Below are 17,191 nucleotides of genomic sequence, written 5' to 3' on the forward strand. Positions count from 1 at the left end.
CGCCAGTTGCTGGCCCGCCGGGCTCCTCAGGAGGGCGCGATCGATGAGCGAGCCGGACAGCAGCACCAGTGATTTTTCCCGCAAGGAGGTCAATCGCACCATCCTGCGGGCGCTATGGAAATACCGCGGGCGCACGGCTGCGGCCGTAACGCTGCTTGTGGCGGCCAAGCTGCTGATGGTGGCCGTGCCGGCAGTGCTGAAGGCCATCGTCGATCTGTTCAGCGCGCCAGGACCTTTGGTGTTGCCGGTATTCCTGCTGCTGGGCTACGCACTCATGCGATTTGGGGGCGGTGTCTTCACCGAGTTGCGTGATGTCGTGTTCGCGCGGGTTGCGCTGCGCACCGTGGCGGACTTTACGGTCAGCGTGTTTTCGCGATTACAGCAGCTGGGCGCCCGGTTTCATGGCGGCAGGCCGACTGGCGCGCTGGCGCGCGACGTGGAGCGCGGCACTGCGGGCGTGGGGTTCTTGCTTGGCACGGGGCTATTCACCTTGCTGCCGACGCTGGTGGAGATCGTGTCGGTCGTGCTGATCCTGGTCATGGGGTACAGCATCTGGTTCGCCGCCATCGTGACCATCACCTTTATCGCCTATTTTTCCTACACCACGGTGCTGCTGCGCAAGCGCGTCGCCTATCAGCGCCGATTGAACGAGCTGGACTCGCGCGCAAGCGGGCAGATGGTCGACAGCCTGCTCAACTACGAGGCCGTCAAGCTCAATGCCAACGAAGCGCTGGAATCGGACCGCCTGTCGCGCGTGCTGGAGGAGTGGACGCGGGTCGGCGAGCGCAACCAGCGTTCGCTGTCGCGCCTGCACGTCGGCCAGAGCGGCATCATCGCCTGCGGCGTGGCGGCAGTCATGCTGTTGGCCGGGCAGCAGGTCGTGGGACGCGAAATGACGGTGGGCGATCTGGTGCTGGTCAATGCCTACATCATCCAGATTTGCCTGCCGTTGAATACGCTGGGCCTCATTTTCCGCCAGGCCAAGGAAGCGTTCGTCAATGCCGAGCGCGTCTGCGACCTCTTGAGATATCCGCCGGAAACGGGGGACGACGCCACGCTGCCGTCATTGCAGGCGGGAACGGGCGAAGTGCGCTTCGAAGGCGTGGATTTCGGCTATGAGCCCGGACGGCAGATCCTGTGGGACGTGGATCTGACGGTGCCTGCGGGGACGACGCTGGCCGTGGTGGGCGGCAGCGGCTCGGGAAAATCGACGCTCGGCCGCCTGCTGTTGCGCTTCTATGACCCGGATGCCGGGCGCATCCTGATCAATGGACACGATCTGCGCACCGTCAATGTGCGCAGCGTGAGGCGCGTGGTGGGCATCGTGCCGCAGGACACCATGCTGTTCAACGAGACCATCGCCTACAACATTGCGTACAGCCGGCCGGATGCGACGCGCGATCAGATCGTGCAGGCGGCGCGCGGCGCGCGCATCCACGATTTCATCGAAAGCCTGCCGGGCGGATACGAAACGCCCGTGGGCGAACGCGGCGTGAAGCTCTCGGGCGGCGAGCGCCAGCGCGTGGGCATCGCCCGCGCGATCTTGAAGGATCCGACGATCATGGTGTTCGACGAGGCGACCTCGGCGCTGGACACGCGTACCGAGCGGGCGATCCAGGCCGAACTGGAGCGGCTGTCGCGCGGCCGCACGACGCTCATCATTGCGCACCGGCTATCGACCATTGTGCATGCCGACAACATCGCGGTCCTGGACCGGGGCAGGGTCGTCGAGCAGGGACGCCACGACGATCTGCTGGCGCGCCAGGGAATCTACGCGCAGATGTGGACCTTGCAGCGGCAGCAGTCCGCCCTGGAAGAGGCAATGGGAAGGGATACCCGGCAGCCTGTCAACCTGGTTGCCGTGGTGGCTGGCGTGCTGGATGGCTCGCGGGAAATCGCGCAGGACAAAGGCGTGAATGTCTACACGCTGATCGGCAACGAGGCGGCGCGCATTACCGGCGACCCCAGCGCGTTGCAGCAGCTGGTATGGGACTTGTGCCTGCATGCGATAGCCGTCACGCCGCCGGGCGGGCGCATCGAGATCAGCCTGCGCCGCGAGGGTCCGCTGACGCGCCTGTCGGTCACGGACGGCCGCACTGAGCAGGACGCGGATCCCGCGCTGTTGCCCACCGATGGCATGCAGAACCCGACGGACGGCCTGCGCGTCGCGGCAGCGCTGGATCCGGCGGAATTGGCCGTGCGGGCGCAGCGCCAGGGGGGCACGTTCCACAGTACGGCCGCACCCTCGGGCGGACGCTGCTACTCCGTCGATTTTCCCGTGCGCGCCATGGAGCCAGCACCGCTGCGCGCGGACGTCAGCGTGCCAAATCTGAACGGCGCGCAAATCATGCTGGTGGACGATCAGGCCGAGGCGCGCGAGATGGTGGCGGAAATCCTGAAGGACAACGGCGCCGACGTGACGACGTATGCGGATGGTGAAACTGCCATGGCCGCGTTCGAGTCCATGCCCGCGGCAACCTGGCCGCAAGTGCTCATCTGCGATCTCTCGCTGGGCGACGTGGACGGCTACGAGGTCGTGGCGCGGGTGCGAGCGATGGAAGCGCAGCGTGGGGCGGCGCTCTCGCACCGTCTGCCTGCCATCGCGCTATCGGGCCACGTCAGCCAGGAGTACCGCCTGCGCACGTTGCTGGCGGGCTTTCAGGTGCATCTGTCCAAACCCGTCGATCCGCACGAATTGCTGGCCACGGTGGGCGCCTTGCTGCCGGCGGCGCCGGCTCAGCAACGGCGCGAGCCCTGATGGCTCGAGTAACCCGGCACTTTCTTACGCGTGCTTGTAAGAAGTGCCGGATAAAAGCGGTTCTTCCATTCGACGCGCGTGAAAGCGTATCGGCACACGACTTGCTCTCGACCCAGCGTATGCCCGATGCGGACGAATCGCGCGGAGTCCCCCCAAATGAGGTGCGCAACCCTCGTCCACGAATGCGAGCAGCCGTTGTCATCGGCATGCGCTTCTCCGTTGCGAGATCCGATGCCGGCACGGTTCCGGCTCGAATAACGGAGTTGCCCTCATGAAGAAGATTGCCATCATCAGCGAACACGCCTCGCCCCTTGCGCTGGCGGGCAGCGTGGATAGCGGTGGACAGAACGTGTATGTCGCAAACGTGGCGCGTGAATTGGCGCGCGCAGGCATGGAGGTCGATGTATTTACGCGCAGGGACAATGCGGCGCTGGATACCGAGTTTCGGTGGATGCGCAACGTCAAGGTGATTCATGTTCCCGCAGGGCCCGCCAGCTTTCTTCCGAAAGAGCAGATGCTGCCTTACATGGACGACTTCTCCGCGTATCTGATGCGGTACGTCGGCCGTCAGCCCGCGGGGTATGACGTCATCCACGCCAACTTTTTCATGTCGGCGATGGCGGCGCTGCCGGTGGCGCAGCTTTACGGCGTGCCGCTGGCCGTCACGTTCCACGCATTGGGCAAGGTGCGGCGGCAGTATCAGCAGTCGGCTGATCTGTTTCCGGATTCGCGCTTTGACATCGAGGACGACATCGCGCGGCGCGCGGACCGTCTCATCGCTGAGTGCCCGCAAGACCGGCGCGATCTCATCGAGCTGTACGGGGCCGATCCGCGCCGCATCGATATCGTTCCCTGCGGCTACGACGCCGCGGAAATGACCGCGCAGCCGATGGCGCTGGCTCGCAAGGCGTTGGGCTGGGACGACGGCGTGTTTACCGTGCTGCAGCTGGGAAGAATGGTGCCGCGCAAAGGCGTGGATAACGTCATTCGTGCCCTTGCGCGGCTGCGCCACCGCCATGGTGTCCAGGCACGGCTGTGCGTGGTCGGCGGCAACACGGAGGATGCCAGCGAGCTGGCCACCCCCGAGATCGGCCGATTGCGCGGTATTGCGCGCGAAGAGGGCGTGGCAGAGTGGGTCGAGTTCGCGGGGCGGCGGCGGCGCGAGGAACTGGCCGCCTACTACAGCGCGAGCGACGTGTTTGTGACTACACCCTGGTACGAGCCGTTTGGCATTACGCCCGTCGAGGCGATGGCGTGCGCACGTCCCGTGATCGGCGCGGACACGGGCGGAATACGCAGCACCGTGGTGCACGGTAGAACGGGGTTTCTCGTGCCGCCCAAGGACCCGGACAGCCTGGCCGACAGGCTTGCGGAACTGGCGGGGAACCGGGCCTTGTGCGAGCGCATGGGCGAGGCGGGACGCATGCGTGCGCGCCGCCTCTATACGTGGAAGCGCGTGGGCCAGGATTTGCAGTCCGTCTATGGGCGCATGGCGGCCGAGACGCCTCGGGAAGATCGGATCGCCGCGCGCATCGCGGCTTAAAGGAGCGGAACCATGCACGAATTCGAGAGCCTGGACGGGCGGGTAATCCTGGTCACTGGCGGCGGCAGCGGCCTGGGCGCGGCGCTTTGCGAGCAGCTGGCGGCCGAAGGCGCCCGCGTCGCGGTCAGCGACATCGACGAGCAGCGCGCCCATGCGGTCGCCACCAAGCTGAAGGAAAGCGGCGCGGACGTCATGGCCTGCATCATGGACGTCGGCGTTGCAGCAGACGTGGCCGAATGCATGGATGCCGTCGTGCGGCAGTTCGGCAAGCTGGACGCCATCGTCAATAGCGCCGGCGTTGACGTGACGGCCCCCATCGACCAGCTGGAGGCGGACGTCTGGGAGCGCGTGCTGCGCACCAATCTGACCGGACCCTTCCTGATGGCCAAGCTGGGCAAGAACCGTTTGAGCCCCGGCGGGCATATCGTCAACGTGGCGTCCACCGCAGCGCGGCGCGCCTGGCCGAACGCGTCTGCCTACCATGCCAGCAAATGGGGGTTGATGGGCTTGTCGCATGCGCTGCACGCGGAACTGCGCGGCATGGGTATCAAGGTCAGCGCCGTGATCGCGGGCGGGATGCGCACGCCGTTTCTCCTGGACCGGTTTCCCGATATCGACACCGGCACGCTGCAGGATCCCGCCAACGTGGCGCGCGCCGTGCGCTTCGTGCTGACGCAACCTCCGGAAACGGTCGTGCCTGAGGTCATGGTGTTGCCGATGAAGGAAACGTCATGGCCTTGAGGGCAGCCGTGTTTCTGGACAAGGACGGGACCGTGCTCGCGGATGTGCCTTACAACGTGGCGCCCGAGCGCATGGCGTATGCGCCCATGGCGCTGGCGGGCCTGTCCCGGCTTGCTCAGACGGACCTGAGCCTGGTGGTCATCAGCAACCAGCCGGGGGTTGCGCGGGGCCTCTTCGCGGCCGATGCCCTGAACGCGGTGGGCGTAAAACTGGCTGCAATGTTCCAAGCGGCCGGCGCGCACCTGGACGGGTTCTATTGGTGTCCACATCATCCCGAGGGCGTGGTGCAGCCTTACGCAATGGCGTGCGACTGCCGCAAGCCCAAGCCGGGGCTGTTGCTGCGGGCCGCGCAGGAGCTGGGGCTGGACCTGGCCGAGTCCTGGTTCATCGGCGACATCCTGGATGACGTGGAAGCCGGAAATCGGGCCGGATGCCGCAGCATCCTGCTTGACGTGGGCAACGAAACCGAGTGGCGCACGGGCCCAGACCGGGAGCCGTATTGCCGCGCCCCGGACCTGGATGCGGCGGCGCGGATCGTTGCCGAAGACGCCACCATGCGTCCGGGAGCGCAAGCATGAACGGGAATGCGCCGTGGCCGCGCGACGCGCATGTCCTTTGCATCCGGCTGGACAACATGGGCGATGTGCTGATGTGCACGCCGGCCATGCGCGCGCTGCGCGAGCAAGGCGCTCACCGCATCACCCTCCTGACCTCGCCATCGGGCGCGGCCCTCGCGCCTTTCATGCCGGAAGTCGACACCGTCATGGCCTATGACGCCGCTTGGGTCAAGAACGCATCGCAGGGCCGCGAGGAAGACGTGGGCGCCATCGGCCGGCTGCGCGCGCTGCGGCCTGACGCGGCTGTGGTTTTCACGACGTTCAGCCAAAGTCCCCTGCCGGCGGCGCTGCTTTGTCACCTGGCTGGCGTGCCGCGCGTGCTGGCGCATTGCCGCGAGAACCCGTATCGGCTCATCAGCGACTGGGTGCGGGAGGTCGAGCCGCAAGAGGGTATCCGGCACGAGGTGCAGCGTCAGCTCGACCTCGTGGCTACCGTGGGCGCCCGCAGCGAAGACGATTGCATGTCGTTCAGGATGCGCGAGCGCGACCGCGCGTCGCTGCGTGACAAGCTGCACCACGCGGGCGTCACCGAAACCGACGGATGGATCTGCGTGCATGCGGGCGCGACGGCGGCGTCGCGCCGGTATCCGGCCGCGCTGATGGTGCAGGCGCTGATTGCGTTGCGCGGCGACGGCCGGCGCATTTTGCTGCTCGGCGGTCACGAGGATCCCGCGTTGGCCGCAGCGCTGGCCGAGGGGCGGCGCTGGCTGCCGGGCCTGATCGACCTGTCGGATGGCCTGACCCTGGGCGAACTGGGCGCCGCGCTCGAAGGCGCGGCGGTGGTCATCTGCAACAACAGCGGCCCCGCGCACATCGCCGCCGCGGTCGGCGCGCCGATCGTGGACCTGTACGCGCTGACCAATCCGCAGCATACGCCCTGGCGCACCGACGCCCGGGTGCTGAGTAACGATGTGCCCTGCAAGTACTGCTATCGCAGCGTGTGCCCGCAGGGACACCATGCGTGCCTGGCGGGCGTACCGCCCGGGGAAGTCGCGTTTGCGGCCCGCGAGCTGCTTGGGCATCACCCACGGTTTCAGACGGGCCCGCGCGCCGTCAAGGAGACGATTTCATGTTCACTCTAGGCATCAATGCGGCGTATCACGACTGCTCCGCCACACTGGTTCATGACGGCGTCGTGGTGGCAGCCGCCGAGGAAGAACGCTTTACCCGCGTCAAGCACGGCAAGCGGCCCGTCCCGTTCACCACCTGGCAGTTGCCGTATTACGCGATCGACTATTGTCTGTCCGCGGCGGACATTCGGCTGCGCGACGTCGATCACATCGTTTATTCCTACGACCCGGCGCTGCTGGCCGGCGGTGCGGCGCTGCCGCAGGAGATCACGCTGCCCCTGGAGCCATCGCGGGCCGGCGCCGGCGCGGAAGGCGCGTCGCCGTGGGACGCGCTGTTTCTCTCGTATCTGGTGAACGCGCCGCGCCAGCTTCTGGATGGCGCCCCGCTGCATCTGAAGTCGCCACGCTTTGACGATCTGACGCTCAAGCACATCATGGATCGATGGATCTATCTGGACCATCACCTTTCGCACGAGAGCAGCGCGTTCCTGGCGGCCCCGTGCGCGGAATGCGCGGTGCTGACGATGGACGGCCGGGGTGAGCGCACGACGACGAGCTATGGGCAGTTCGCCGGCGGCGAGTACGCGCGGCTCAAGCAGATCGACCTGCCGCACTCGCTCGGCCTGTTGTACGAGGAAGTCACCACCTGGCTGGGCTTTCTGCATTCGTCGGACGAGTACAAGGTGATGGCCCTGGCCTCGTTTGGCAAGCCCGAGTACCGCAAGGAGTTCCGCGAGATCCTTCGGCTGGAAGAAGAGGGCGGCTATTCGCTGCAACCCGCACGCCTTACCGAGCGCTTCGGCCCGGCCAGACGCCGCGGCGCGCCTTTTGAAGACCGCCACAAGAATGTGGCCAGTTCATTGCAGTATGTGCTGGAGGAAACCGCGCTGCACATGGCGCAGTGGCTGCACGAGAAGACGGGCGCGAAGAGCCTGTGCATGGCCGGCGGGGTGGCGCTCAATTGCGTGATGAATGCGCGCATCGCCCGGGACGGCCCCTTCGATGAGGTGTGGGTGCAACCGGCCGCGGGCGACGCCGGCACGTCGCTGGGCGCGGCGCTGTACGTGGACTACCATCGGCGCGGGGGCAAGCGCGCGTGGACCATGGAACACGCGTATCTGGGGCCGTCATACCCGGACGAGGAGATCGAGCGCTTCCTGGACAAGGCGCACCTTTCCTATCGCAAGTTGAGCGACGTGTCGGGCGAGGCTGCGGCGTTGCTCGCGCAGGAAAAGGTGCTGGGCTGGTTCCAGGGCCGCATGGAGTTCGGCCCTCGCGCGCTGGGCGCGCGCTCCATCCTGGCGTCGCCCCGGGACAGTGCGATGCAGGCCCGGTTAAACGGTCTGAAGGACCGCGAGGACTTTCGCCCCGTGGCGCCCGTCGTGATGGAGGAGCGGGCTGCTCAGTGGTTCGACGGACGCGGCACGGCCTCGATCTGCGCACCGTTCATGTTGTTTGTCTATGACGTGTTGCCGCACCGCGCCAAGCAGATTCCGGCGGTGCGGCACATCGACGGCACGGCACGGGTGCAGACCATCCGTCGGGATCAGAATGCACGGTATTACGACTTGCTGGCCGCGTTCGAACAGCTGACGGGCGTGCCGGTCCTGGTCAATACGTCGTTCAATACGCGGGGCGAACCGGTGGTCTGCACGCCGCGCGATGCCGTTGAATGCTTCTGGACCTCGCCGCTGGATGCGCTGGTGATCGGCTCCTACCTTGTCGAGAAGCCGCGATGACGGCCCCGGGCGCAACAGTCGCGGTATCCGTGGTGGTGCCGACCTACAAGCGGCCAGACCTGCTGGCGCGCTGCCTTGAGGCGCTCTGCAGGCAGCGGCTCTCCGTGCCGTACGAGATCCTGGTGTGCGACGACGCCGCCAGCGAGGCCACGCACCGGCAGGTTGCGGCCTATTCGGCGCGTTGGGGCGATGCGCGGGCGTTGCGCTACCTGCCGGTGTCCGGCACCCGCGGGCCGTCGGGCGCCCGCAACCTGGGTTGGCGCAGTGCCAAGGCCGAGATCATCGCTTTTACCGACGACGACACGATTCCGCATCGGGACTGGCTTGCGCAGGGACTGCGCGGCTTCGCGCCGGACGTGGCGGCGGTGACCGGCGTCACGGAGATGCCCATCCCGGACCCGCCCAGCGACTACGAGCGCGACGCCTCGGGCTTGACGCGCGCCGAGTTCATCACCGCGAATTGCTTCGTCCGGCGGTCGGCGTTGCTGGCGGTCGGCGGATTCGACACGCGCTACACGATGGCCTGGCGTGAGGACTCGGACCTGCAATTTGCGCTGCTCGATGCCGGCTTGCGCATCGCGCGGTGCGAGCACGCGCGCGTGCAGCACCCGGTGCGGCCGGTGAGTTTCGCGGCTGGACTGGGCATGCAGAAAAAGGTGATGTTCGACATGTTGCTGCGCCGCAAGTACCCCGCGCTGTATCAGGAACGCATCCGCCGGCATGGCCCGCGCTTTTACCTGAGCGTTACGGGCGCCTTTTTGCTGGCTGCTGGTTTGTTCGCAACCGGCCATGCGGCAGCGGCCATCGCGCCAGCTGTCGTATGGGCCGCGCTGACCCTGTACTTTTTCATGCGCCGTATCCGGGGAACCAGCATGTCATTGCGCAACGTTGCCGACCTGGCGATCACGTCGGCATGCATTCCGTTGCTGTCGATTTTCTGGCGCACGGTCGGGTTGCTGCGCTTTGCGAGGAGCGCCGCATGAATAACCTGCTGCTCGGATCTGCCCCCGCGCCGGCGCGTATCGCGGTCTTTCGGGCGCTGCAACTGGGCGACATGCTCTGCGCGGTCCCGGCGCTTCGCGCGTTGCGCAAGGCGTTTCCCGACGCGCACATCGCCCTGATCGGTCTTGCCAACGCGCGCGAGTTCGTCGGCAGGTTTGCCTGCTACGTGGACGAGCTGATCGAGTTTCCGGGCATCGAGGCGTTTCCCGAGCAGCCTGCCCGCGAAGAGGGGCTGCCGGATTTCTATGCGCGGGTGCGCGACGCGCGGTTTGACGTGGCGCTGCAGATGCACGGCAGCGGCGAGCAAAGCAATCCCATCGTCGGGCAACTGGGCGCCAGGCGCTGCGGCGGCTTTGTGTCGCAGGCAGACCAGGGGATTCCCGGACAGTGGATGCCCTGGCCGGACGACTTGCCCGAGCCGCATCGATACTTGGCGCTGCTCCGGCATCTTGGCGTGCCGGCTGACGACGACAAGCTCGAATTCCCGTGCACGGTGGAAGACCGGCGCGCTGCCGAAGACCTGCTGAAGGTCCATTCGCTGGATGCTGCCCGCCTGGTGCTCATGCACGTCGGCGCGCGCCTGCCATCGCGCCGGTGGCCGCTGGAGCGCTACGGCCGCACGGCGACGGCCTTGCTGCTTCAGGGATGGCAGGTGGCGCTGACCGGAACGGCGGCTGAGCGGCCACTCGCGGATGAGCTGAGACGCCTGTCGGGACGCAATCTGCCGGACCTGTGCGGCAAGACCACGCTGGGCAGCCTCGCCGCGCTGGTCGAGTCGAGTCGGCTCCTGCTGTGCAACGACACTGGGGTGTCGCACATCGCCGCGGCGGTGCGCACGCCCAGCGTCGTCATCGCCAGCGGAAGCGACGCGCGGCGTTGGGCGCCCACCAACCACGATCTGCATGTAGTGCTGGCCGGCGATGCGCCGTGCCGGCCCTGCGCCTACGAGCATTGTCCGATCGGCCACCCGTGCGCGCTGGCTGTCACGGTGCCTCAGGTGCTTCGTGAAGCGAGCCGCCAGCTTGCAAGGGGAAGACAATGACGCCTGCCGTCCACCCGCAGCGCCGCCTGCGCATTCTGACCTGGCACGTGCATGGGAATTATCTGTATGCGCTCAGTCAGGTGCCGCATGATTTCATCGTGCCGGTTCTGCCCGGCCGCGCGCCCGGCTACGGGGCGTTGGGCAACCGCATCCCGTGGGGGGCAGGCCTCACCGAGGCGCCCGCCTTCAACTTGCGGGATATGGAGTTCGACTGCGTGCTGTATCAGTCGCGCCAGAATCTGGAGGACGCGCGGCTGTTGCTCAGCGACGCGCAGCGCGCCTTGCCATCCGCGTATCTGGAACACGATCCGCCCATGCCGCATCCCACGGAGACGCGCCACGTGTTCCGGCATGACAAGGGCATGATCGTGCACGTGACCCCGTACAACGCCGTGATGTGGGACTGCGCGGACATGCCCAGCCGCGTGGTCGAGCATGGTGTGCCCGAGCCGGACGTGACCTATGACGGCGGCATCGAAAAAGGCATCGTCGTGGTCAACCACCTGGCGCGCCGTGGCCGGCGCATCGGCGTCGATGTATTCGAACACGTGCGGGCCCGCACGCCGCTGGATCTGATCGGCATGGATTCCGAGCGGCTGGGCGGACTGGGCGAGGTGCCCAACATGGAAGTGGCGGCGCTCATGTCGCGCTACCGGTATTTCTTCAGCCCCATCCGGTACGCCAGTCTGGGCCTCTCGCTGGTGGAGGCGATGCTCTGCGGTGTGCCGGTAGTGGGATTTGGCGGCACGGAACTGCCGGTGCTGATACGCAACGGCGAGAACGGCTACGTGGACAACCGCCTGGACCGGCTGGTGGAGGTGGGGCGCCAGTTGCTGGCCGAGCCCGAGCTTGCGCGGGCCTGGGGCTCTGCAGGCCGCGACATGGCGCGGCAGCGCTTCGGCATGGACCGCTTTGTGTCGGATTGGCTTGGCGTGTTCGAATCGTTGATGGAGGCAGCATGATGGATGCAATCCCCCGTACCGGCCGCGCGCTGGTCGCCGGCGGTGCCGGCTTTCTCGGCTCGAACCTCTGCGCGCGGCTGCTCAACGACGGTTGGCAGGTGGTGTGCCTGGACAATTTTCAGACTGGCAGGGCATGCAACGTCGCGGCATTGGCGTCGCATCCGCGCTTCATGGTCATTCGCCACGACGTGGTCGAACCCCTGGGGGACATGGCGGTGGACCGGATCTACAACCTGGCTTGCCCGGCATCGCCGGTGCATTACCAGGCGGATCCGCTCAAGACGCTGCGCACCTGCGTGCTGGGCGCGATGCAGTTGCTGGAGCTGGCGCGACGCACCGGCGCGCGCGTGTTGCAGGCATCGACCAGCGAGGTCTACGGCGATCCGCTGGAGCATCCCCAATGCGAAGGCTACTGGGGCCACGTCAACCCCGTCGGCCCTCGGTCCTGTTATGACGAGGGCAAGCGCTGCGCCGAAACGATATTCATGGAATACGCCCGCCACGAGGGCGTGGTGGTGAAGATTGCGCGCATCTTCAATACCTACGGCCCGCACATGTCGCCCGACGATGGCCGCGTGGTGTCGAACTTCATCGTGCAGGCCTTGGCCGGCGAGCCCCTCACCGTGTACGGGGACGGCACGCAGACGCGGTCTTTCTGCTATGTGGACGACTTGATCGACGGGCTCGTGCGTCTGATGGAAAGCCCGGTCGAGGTGGACACGCCGGTGAACCTGGGCAATCCGGTGGAGCTGACGATGCTGGAAATGGCCGACATGGTGCGCGAACTGACTGGCTCGCGCGTGCCCGTCGTTCACCGTGCCTTGCCGGTGGACGACCCGACTCATCGATGTCCGGACATCTCGCTTGCCAGGCGCAGCCTGGGGTGGTCTCCGCGCGTGCATCCCGTCGACGGCATTGCGCGGACGGTCGCCTACTTCTGTGCCGACCGCGACCGCGCGCGGCGTGAGGGCCGGATGCCCCGGCCGAACGCCTGGGCAATGCCACAGACGCATCCTTGACCGGGCGGCCGTCCGGGCTCGGCGGCACAGCGCTTGCTGGCGCGCGATGTGCTGCGGCACGCACGCGCTCGCGTTCACGTGCCTTCGATTCACGCCTTCAATAAACCCCGCCGTGCCGCAAGGGCAGTGGCGGGGATAGGCTCACGCAGCGGTTTACGGTTGCTTGAACTCGTCGGGCGAGTTCACCTGCCCCAGTTCGGTGCCTGTCACCGGGTCGCTGCTGGGGTCGGAGGCGGTCCGTGCCGCCATTGCCTGCAAGGCCAGCGCTTCCTCTTCGGTCAGGTTCACGTTGGGCATGCCGTCGCCATCGATGGCTCCCTGTTGCTCCCGGTCGGACACGTATTCAAAATTCGCGTCGCTGTTCCACGGTCCGCGCGTGTCGCCTTCGCCCTGCGACATGTTGAAGTAGACCGAGGCAAACCGCGGATCGCCCGGCAGCTTTCCGGGCGGGAAGTTCGGCTCCATCGAGTACAGCGCCTTTTCGAAGGAGCGCTGGTGCGACACTTCACGGGTCATCAGAAAGCCCAGGGCGTCCTTGACGCCGGGATCGTCCGTCGCGTTGATGAGCCGCTCGTAGATGATCTTGGCGCGCGCCTCGGCGGCGATGTTGGACCGCAGGTCGGCGGATGGATCGCCGATGGTGTCGATGTAGCCGGCATTCCACAGCTGGCCTCCTGAGTTGACCAGCGCGGGGCCTCCGCCGTAAAGCACCTGCGTGACGTGCGAATCGTTGCCAGGTCCGTTCAGCCGCCGGTAGATTTCCGCCTCGGATTCCGTGGCCTCGGCCAGCACACCCTTGGCGCCCTTGTTCAGCATGGCGACCATCGTGCCGATGACTTCCAGATGGCTGAGTTCTTCGGTGGCGATGTCCAGCAGCATGTCCTTGCGGCCGGGATCGTCCTCGGCCAGTGCCTGCGTGAAATAGCGACAAGCCGCGGCAAGCTCGCCTTGCGGGCCGCCAAACTGTTCCAGCAGCAGGTTGGCTAGACCTGGATTGGTCTCGCTGACTCGAACGGTGTATTGCAGCCGTTTGTTATGGGCAAACATAGTGATCTCCTGTTCCCGAGTACCTTTCGGGATTTGTGGTGCGCGGTAGCATCGAAAGCCGGCGCGCGGGATTCGGACGCCATGGTTGCCGTTGCCTATGCCTCATTCATCCTTTCGGGAAATTGGCGGGCGGCGATAGACGTGCCCCATTCGATCCGGTGCGCCGGTGCCGCAACAAGCGTTCCTGGCGGGCAGCCGGATGCGCCTTTTTTCAAGCAGGCTTGAAGATCATCAGATAGAAGATCGCCAGGAACGCGACGAAGGCGACCACCCCCAACGCGACCCACCACGCAAAGCTGCGCCAGAACCCGGAGGAAAGGGGCTCGCCGGAGCGATCCGCCGCCGCGGCAGCATCGCGCATCCGCATCTGCAGCCACACCACGGGCAACCAGCAGGCGATGGCCACGCCGTACAGCGCGAGCGACCAGCCGATCCACGGTGTGGCCAGCGGCAATTGCATGAGATGAACCAGATAGAGGCCGGTGAGCGGTTGCAGAACGGCGGTGGACGCCGTGAACAGCCAGTCGGCGATGACCACCAGCCGCGCCACGCCGGCGATCACATGGACATCGCGCCGGAGCACGACGCACAGCAGATAGAAGGCCGACCCGATGCCTGTGCCGAACAGCAGCGTGGCCGAGATCACGTGGACGAGCTTGAGGATCAGGTATTCCATTGGCGTTTCCTGGCCGTGGCGGGTTCATGCAGGTAAAGCAGTGCCAACGCTGCAAGCATCGGTAAATTTTTCGACAACGGTCCGAACGGGTGCATCCAGAATTCCGGTAGCCGCACCGTGATGATCGCGGTATAGCCCACGATGAGAACCGCCTGTGCGATCCACAGCCACTGCCGGGCGCGGCCGCGCAGCGCGAGCGTCAGCACGCCGAAGGCCAGGTCCAGCGTGGCCGCGCCGTATAGCGTGATCGGCGCGAGGGAGTCGGGCACGCCGGTGCGGCGCAACAGGTCCAGGCTGGCTGCAGCCGGGTACAGGCCGAAGGACACCGCGGCCGTCCACAACCACACCAGCGCGATACTGAACCGCAGCAGAGGCAACGTGACGTCGAGCAGTGCGCTGGCACGCAGACTGTCGCGCGTCTGCGGGACGATGAAGCGGTCGGGTGCCCGCGCCGCACGCCCGAGCAAGGCAGAAAATGGGGCGGGGTCGGCGGTGTTGCCGCGCTCCAGCATCGATAGCGCCGTGGGATCGATCAGACTGCCCGGCAGCAGCGAGGCGGCGGCAGCCAGGCCCGTTGCCATCGTCATGGGAATGGGGACGACGCGTAGCGGCGTGTCCAGGCCCAGCGCGCGGCGCAGCGTGGCCAGGTACCCGCGCAAGGTGATTGGCGTGGGGCCGCAGAACGCGATCGTCACAGGCGTCGGCGGCGGGCTGTTCAGCAACGCCAGCACGCCGTCCACCACGTCGTCCAGATGGACCGGCTGCACCGGCTGGCGTCCGCCGCCAGCGAGCGGCAGCAACGGCAGCACGGCAAGCCGATTGAAAAGCGCCGCGCTCGCGCCGCCCGGACCATACACCAGCGATGGCTGCACAATCGCGGCGGGCATGCCGGACATGCGCAAGTCGTCGTCGGCGGCGCGCTTGCTCAGATGAAAGCCGCTGGCCGCGCCCGCGTCGGCCCCAAGCGCCGAAAACTGGATCACGCACCGGACGCCCTGCCGCCGGGCGGCGTGAAACAGCGCCTGCGGAGCGCGCACGTGCACTGCGGCGAAGTCGCCCGCGCGCCGTTCTCGAAAGAGGCCCACGGTGTTGATGACGGCGTCCACGTTTTTCAGCAGCGGCATCCAGGCGTCTTCCGACAGCGCCCCGCTGAAATCCATGGGTACGAAAGTTGCGTCGGGCGCGTTATGCCCTGACGGCGGGCGGCGCACGGGGCAGACCAGTGTGTGTCCCTCGGCCAGCAAGGCATGAACGAGGCGGCTGCCTATGAAGCCATTGGCGCCCGTCAACAAGATCTTCAAGCCAAATCTCCCTGGCGGACGCGACCGCGCGCCGCCTTTCATTGCCCGGGGCCGCAAGCTGCGTTCCCGTTCACCTCGACAAGGAATGCTCATGAACCCATGGCTCACCGCTTTGCGCGAGGGCGCGGTCAGCGGCTCTGCCGCCAGCGTGCTTTCAACACTTGTCCTGGCTGTCGCGGGACGCAGGCAGGCCGCAAGTTGGACTGCGCCGACGAATTCGACAAGCCATTGGGTGTGGGGAAGCCCGGCGCTGCGGGCCGATGCGCCCAGCTGGCGGCATACCGCCACCGGCTATGCAATCCACCATACGGCGGCGGTGTTCTGGGGCGTGCTGCATGCGCGCGCCACGCAGGCGATGCCCGCCACGTATCGGCCGGGACCGGGCGTCGTGGCCGGATTGACCGCGGCGGCAATCGCCTGCCTGGTGGATTACCGGGCGACGCCGCAACGTCTGACGCCCGGTTTTGAGCACCGGCTTGGCACGTGGGCGCTGGCGCTGGTGTATGGGGCTTTCGGGCTGGGGATGGCGCTGGGATCGCTGGCTTGGCGCGCTCGGGAGCAACGGCAGCCGGCTGGGGCTGACGGCTCCGCATATACGGCGCGAACCAGGAATGGAGATTGCTGGCCCCGCCGCCAGCGCGATTCTCGCGTTGCCAACCGGGAGCACTCAATGAAACTCAAACTGAAACCGCTACGCGACCAGGTGATGGTCATCACGGGCGCGAGCAGCGGCATTGGCGCCGCAACGGCCAGGATGGCCGCCGAGCGCGGCGCCAAGGTCGTGCTGGTCGCTCGCCAGGAAGAGGCGCTGAAGGCCGTGCTGGACGACATTGTGCGCGGCGGCGGGTCCGCCATCAGCGTGGCCGCGGACGTGGGCGTGCAGGATGATCACGATCGCATTCTGGAGCGAGCGATCCAGAGCTATGGCCGCGTCGATACGTGGGTCAACAATGCGGGCGTGTCGATCTTCGGAAAGCTCGAATCGGTACCGCTGGAAGACCAGCGAAAACTGTTCGACACGGATTACTGGGGCGTGGTCTACGGATCGATGGTGGCGGTGCGGCACCTGAAGAAATCCGGGGGCGCCCTGATCAACGTGGGCAGTGAAGTGTCGGACCGCGCCGTGCCGTTGCAGGGCGCTTATTCCGCAGCCAAACATGCGGTCAAGGGCTTTACCGACGCGCTGCGCATGGAATTGCGCGAAGAAGGCGCTCCCGTTTCCGTCACGCTTATCAAGCCCGCGTCGATTGCCACCGGCTTTACGTCGCACGCGCGCAATTACATGGACGTGCAGCCGACGCTGCCGCCGCCGGTATATGCGCCCGAAGCGGTGGCCGACGCCATCTTGCACGCGGCCGAGCATCCGGCTCGCGACCTGTATGTCGGTAGCGCGTCGCGCGCCATCTCGACGTTGGGCCAAAACATGCCGTCCCTGGCCGATCGCATGGCCGGGTGGCTGTTTCGCCAGCAACGCGGCGGCACGCCAGCTGGGGGCGGATCGGATTCGCTCTACGAAGGCGGCGGGTCGCATCCCGCGGAGCAGCAGGCAGGCCGCCGCAGCGTATATACGAAGGTCGCCATGAACCAACCCAGCACGTCGCTTGTGGCGGCTGCGGTGGTGATCGGCGGGGCGGCGTGCTGGTTATTGCGCGCGCGCCGCTGACGGTAATGGGC

General features: G+C 66.6%; 14 protein-coding genes. 11 read left to right on the forward strand and 3 right to left on the reverse strand.

The window, feature by feature from the left end; all coding sequences use genetic code 11:
* Nucleotides 1-43: 43 nt before the first annotated feature.
* The 10 genes from ASD87_RS15585 to ASD87_RS15630 all read left to right on the forward strand — a co-directional run bounded on the left by ASD87_RS15585 (nt 44) and on the right by ASD87_RS15630 (nt 12,493).
* Nucleotides 44-2,758, forward strand: a complete 2,715-nt coding sequence (locus ASD87_RS15585) for an ATP-binding cassette domain-containing protein (protein ID WP_056323287.1) — start codon at nt 44-46, stop codon at nt 2,756-2,758.
* Nucleotides 2,759-3,029: 271 nt separating this feature from the next.
* On the forward strand, nt 3,030-4,301 hold the full coding sequence (locus ASD87_RS15590; protein WP_056323289.1) for a glycosyltransferase: 1,272 nt from the start codon (nt 3,030-3,032) through the stop codon (nt 4,299-4,301).
* A 12-nt stretch (nt 4,302-4,313) separates the two neighbouring features.
* Nucleotides 4,314-5,042: an SDR family oxidoreductase gene (locus ASD87_RS15595; RefSeq protein WP_056323292.1), complete on the forward strand. Its 729-nt coding sequence runs from the start codon at nt 4,314-4,316 to the stop codon at nt 5,040-5,042.
* Nucleotides 5,033-5,620 (forward strand): HAD-IIIA family hydrolase, encoded by a 588-nt coding sequence (locus ASD87_RS15600; RefSeq protein WP_056323294.1) that lies wholly within the window; start codon nt 5,033-5,035, stop codon nt 5,618-5,620. Before ASD87_RS15595 ends, ASD87_RS15600 begins: the two co-directional genes overlap by 10 nt.
* Nucleotides 5,617-6,741 carry a glycosyltransferase family 9 protein gene (locus tag ASD87_RS15605; protein WP_056323297.1) on the forward strand — a complete coding sequence of 375 codons (1,125 nt, stop codon included), beginning with the start codon at nt 5,617-5,619 and terminating at the stop codon, nt 6,739-6,741. Before ASD87_RS15600 ends, ASD87_RS15605 begins: the two co-directional genes overlap by 4 nt.
* Nucleotides 6,729-8,468 carry a carbamoyltransferase C-terminal domain-containing protein gene (locus ASD87_RS15610; protein ID WP_056323299.1) on the forward strand — a complete coding sequence of 580 codons (1,740 nt, stop codon included), beginning with the start codon at nt 6,729-6,731 and terminating at the stop codon, nt 8,466-8,468. Before ASD87_RS15605 ends, ASD87_RS15610 begins: the two co-directional genes overlap by 13 nt.
* The gene (locus tag ASD87_RS15615) at nt 8,465-9,451 is read left to right on the forward strand and encodes a glycosyltransferase family 2 protein (RefSeq protein WP_056323302.1); all 987 of its coding nucleotides are present in this window, start codon (nt 8,465-8,467) and stop codon (nt 9,449-9,451) included. The genes ASD87_RS15610 and ASD87_RS15615 overlap by 4 nt, the downstream gene beginning before the upstream one ends.
* The gene (locus ASD87_RS15620; RefSeq protein WP_056323303.1) at nt 9,448-10,512 is read left to right on the forward strand and encodes a glycosyltransferase family 9 protein; all 1,065 of its coding nucleotides are present in this window, start codon (nt 9,448-9,450) and stop codon (nt 10,510-10,512) included. Before ASD87_RS15615 ends, ASD87_RS15620 begins: the two co-directional genes overlap by 4 nt.
* A complete protein-coding gene (locus ASD87_RS15625; RefSeq protein ID WP_056323306.1) occupies nt 10,509-11,474 on the forward strand; it encodes a glycosyltransferase in 966 nt (321 codons plus the stop codon). The genes ASD87_RS15620 and ASD87_RS15625 overlap by 4 nt, the downstream gene beginning before the upstream one ends.
* The gene (locus ASD87_RS15630; RefSeq protein ID WP_056323308.1) at nt 11,471-12,493 is read left to right on the forward strand and encodes a UDP-glucuronic acid decarboxylase family protein; all 1,023 of its coding nucleotides are present in this window, start codon (nt 11,471-11,473) and stop codon (nt 12,491-12,493) included. Before ASD87_RS15625 ends, ASD87_RS15630 begins: the two co-directional genes overlap by 4 nt.
* A gap of 153 nt (nt 12,494-12,646) precedes the next feature.
* Here ASD87_RS15630 and ASD87_RS15635 read toward each other — a convergent pair whose 3' ends face one another.
* From ASD87_RS15635 to ASD87_RS15645, 3 genes are all read right to left on the reverse strand, one after another.
* Nucleotides 12,647-13,540 (reverse strand): manganese catalase family protein, encoded by an 894-nt coding sequence (locus ASD87_RS15635; RefSeq protein WP_056323310.1) that lies wholly within the window; start codon nt 13,538-13,540, stop codon nt 12,647-12,649.
* Nucleotides 13,541-13,751: 211 nt separating this feature from the next.
* Nucleotides 13,752-14,216, reverse strand: a complete 465-nt coding sequence (locus ASD87_RS15640; RefSeq protein WP_056323312.1) for a DUF2269 domain-containing protein — start codon at nt 14,214-14,216, stop codon at nt 13,752-13,754.
* Entirely contained in the window at nt 14,204-15,517 is a 1,314-nt protein-coding gene (locus ASD87_RS15645) for an SDR family oxidoreductase (protein WP_056323313.1), read from the reverse strand. The genes ASD87_RS15640 and ASD87_RS15645 overlap by 13 nt, the downstream gene beginning before the upstream one ends.
* A gap of 91 nt (nt 15,518-15,608) precedes the next feature.
* Here ASD87_RS15645 and ASD87_RS27600 point away from each other — a divergent pair, with 91 nt between their 5' ends.
* Nucleotides 15,609-17,180 (forward strand): SDR family oxidoreductase, encoded by a 1,572-nt coding sequence (locus ASD87_RS27600; RefSeq protein ID WP_341465768.1) that lies wholly within the window; start codon nt 15,609-15,611, stop codon nt 17,178-17,180.
* Nucleotides 17,181-17,191 lie beyond the last annotated feature (11 nt).

This window comes from Achromobacter sp. Root170, assembly GCF_001428165.1.
In the GTDB taxonomy this organism is placed as follows: domain Bacteria; phylum Pseudomonadota; class Gammaproteobacteria; order Burkholderiales; family Burkholderiaceae_B; genus Achromobacter; species Achromobacter mucicolens.

Bases quoted from the DNA above. Each gene is read 5' to 3' on its own strand.
- ASD87_RS15585 (WP_056323287.1), top strand. From the start codon at position 44: ATGAGCGAGCCGGACAGCAGCACCAGTGATTTTTCCCGCAAGGAGGTC.
- ASD87_RS15590 (WP_056323289.1), top strand. From the start codon at position 3,030: ATGAAGAAGATTGCCATCATCAGCGAACACGCCTCGCCCCTTGCGCTG.
- ASD87_RS15595 (WP_056323292.1), top strand. From the start codon at position 4,314: ATGCACGAATTCGAGAGCCTGGACGGGCGGGTAATCCTGGTCACTGGC.
- ASD87_RS15600 (WP_056323294.1), top strand. From the start codon at position 5,033: ATGGCCTTGAGGGCAGCCGTGTTTCTGGACAAGGACGGGACCGTGCTC.
- ASD87_RS15605 (WP_056323297.1), top strand. From the start codon at position 5,617: ATGAACGGGAATGCGCCGTGGCCGCGCGACGCGCATGTCCTTTGCATC.
- ASD87_RS15610 (WP_056323299.1), top strand. From the start codon at position 6,729: ATGTTCACTCTAGGCATCAATGCGGCGTATCACGACTGCTCCGCCACA.
- ASD87_RS15615 (WP_056323302.1), top strand. From the start codon at position 8,465: ATGACGGCCCCGGGCGCAACAGTCGCGGTATCCGTGGTGGTGCCGACC.
- ASD87_RS15620 (WP_056323303.1), top strand. From the start codon at position 9,448: ATGAATAACCTGCTGCTCGGATCTGCCCCCGCGCCGGCGCGTATCGCG.
- ASD87_RS15625 (WP_056323306.1), top strand. From the start codon at position 10,509: ATGACGCCTGCCGTCCACCCGCAGCGCCGCCTGCGCATTCTGACCTGG.
- ASD87_RS15630 (WP_056323308.1), top strand. From the start codon at position 11,471: ATGATGGATGCAATCCCCCGTACCGGCCGCGCGCTGGTCGCCGGCGGT.
- ASD87_RS15635 (WP_056323310.1), bottom strand. From the start codon at position 13,540: ATGTTTGCCCATAACAAACGGCTGCAATACACCGTTCGAGTCAGCGAG.
- ASD87_RS15640 (WP_056323312.1), bottom strand. From the start codon at position 14,216: ATGGAATACCTGATCCTCAAGCTCGTCCACGTGATCTCGGCCACGCTG.
- ASD87_RS27600 (WP_341465768.1), top strand. From the start codon at position 15,609: ATGAACCCATGGCTCACCGCTTTGCGCGAGGGCGCGGTCAGCGGCTCT.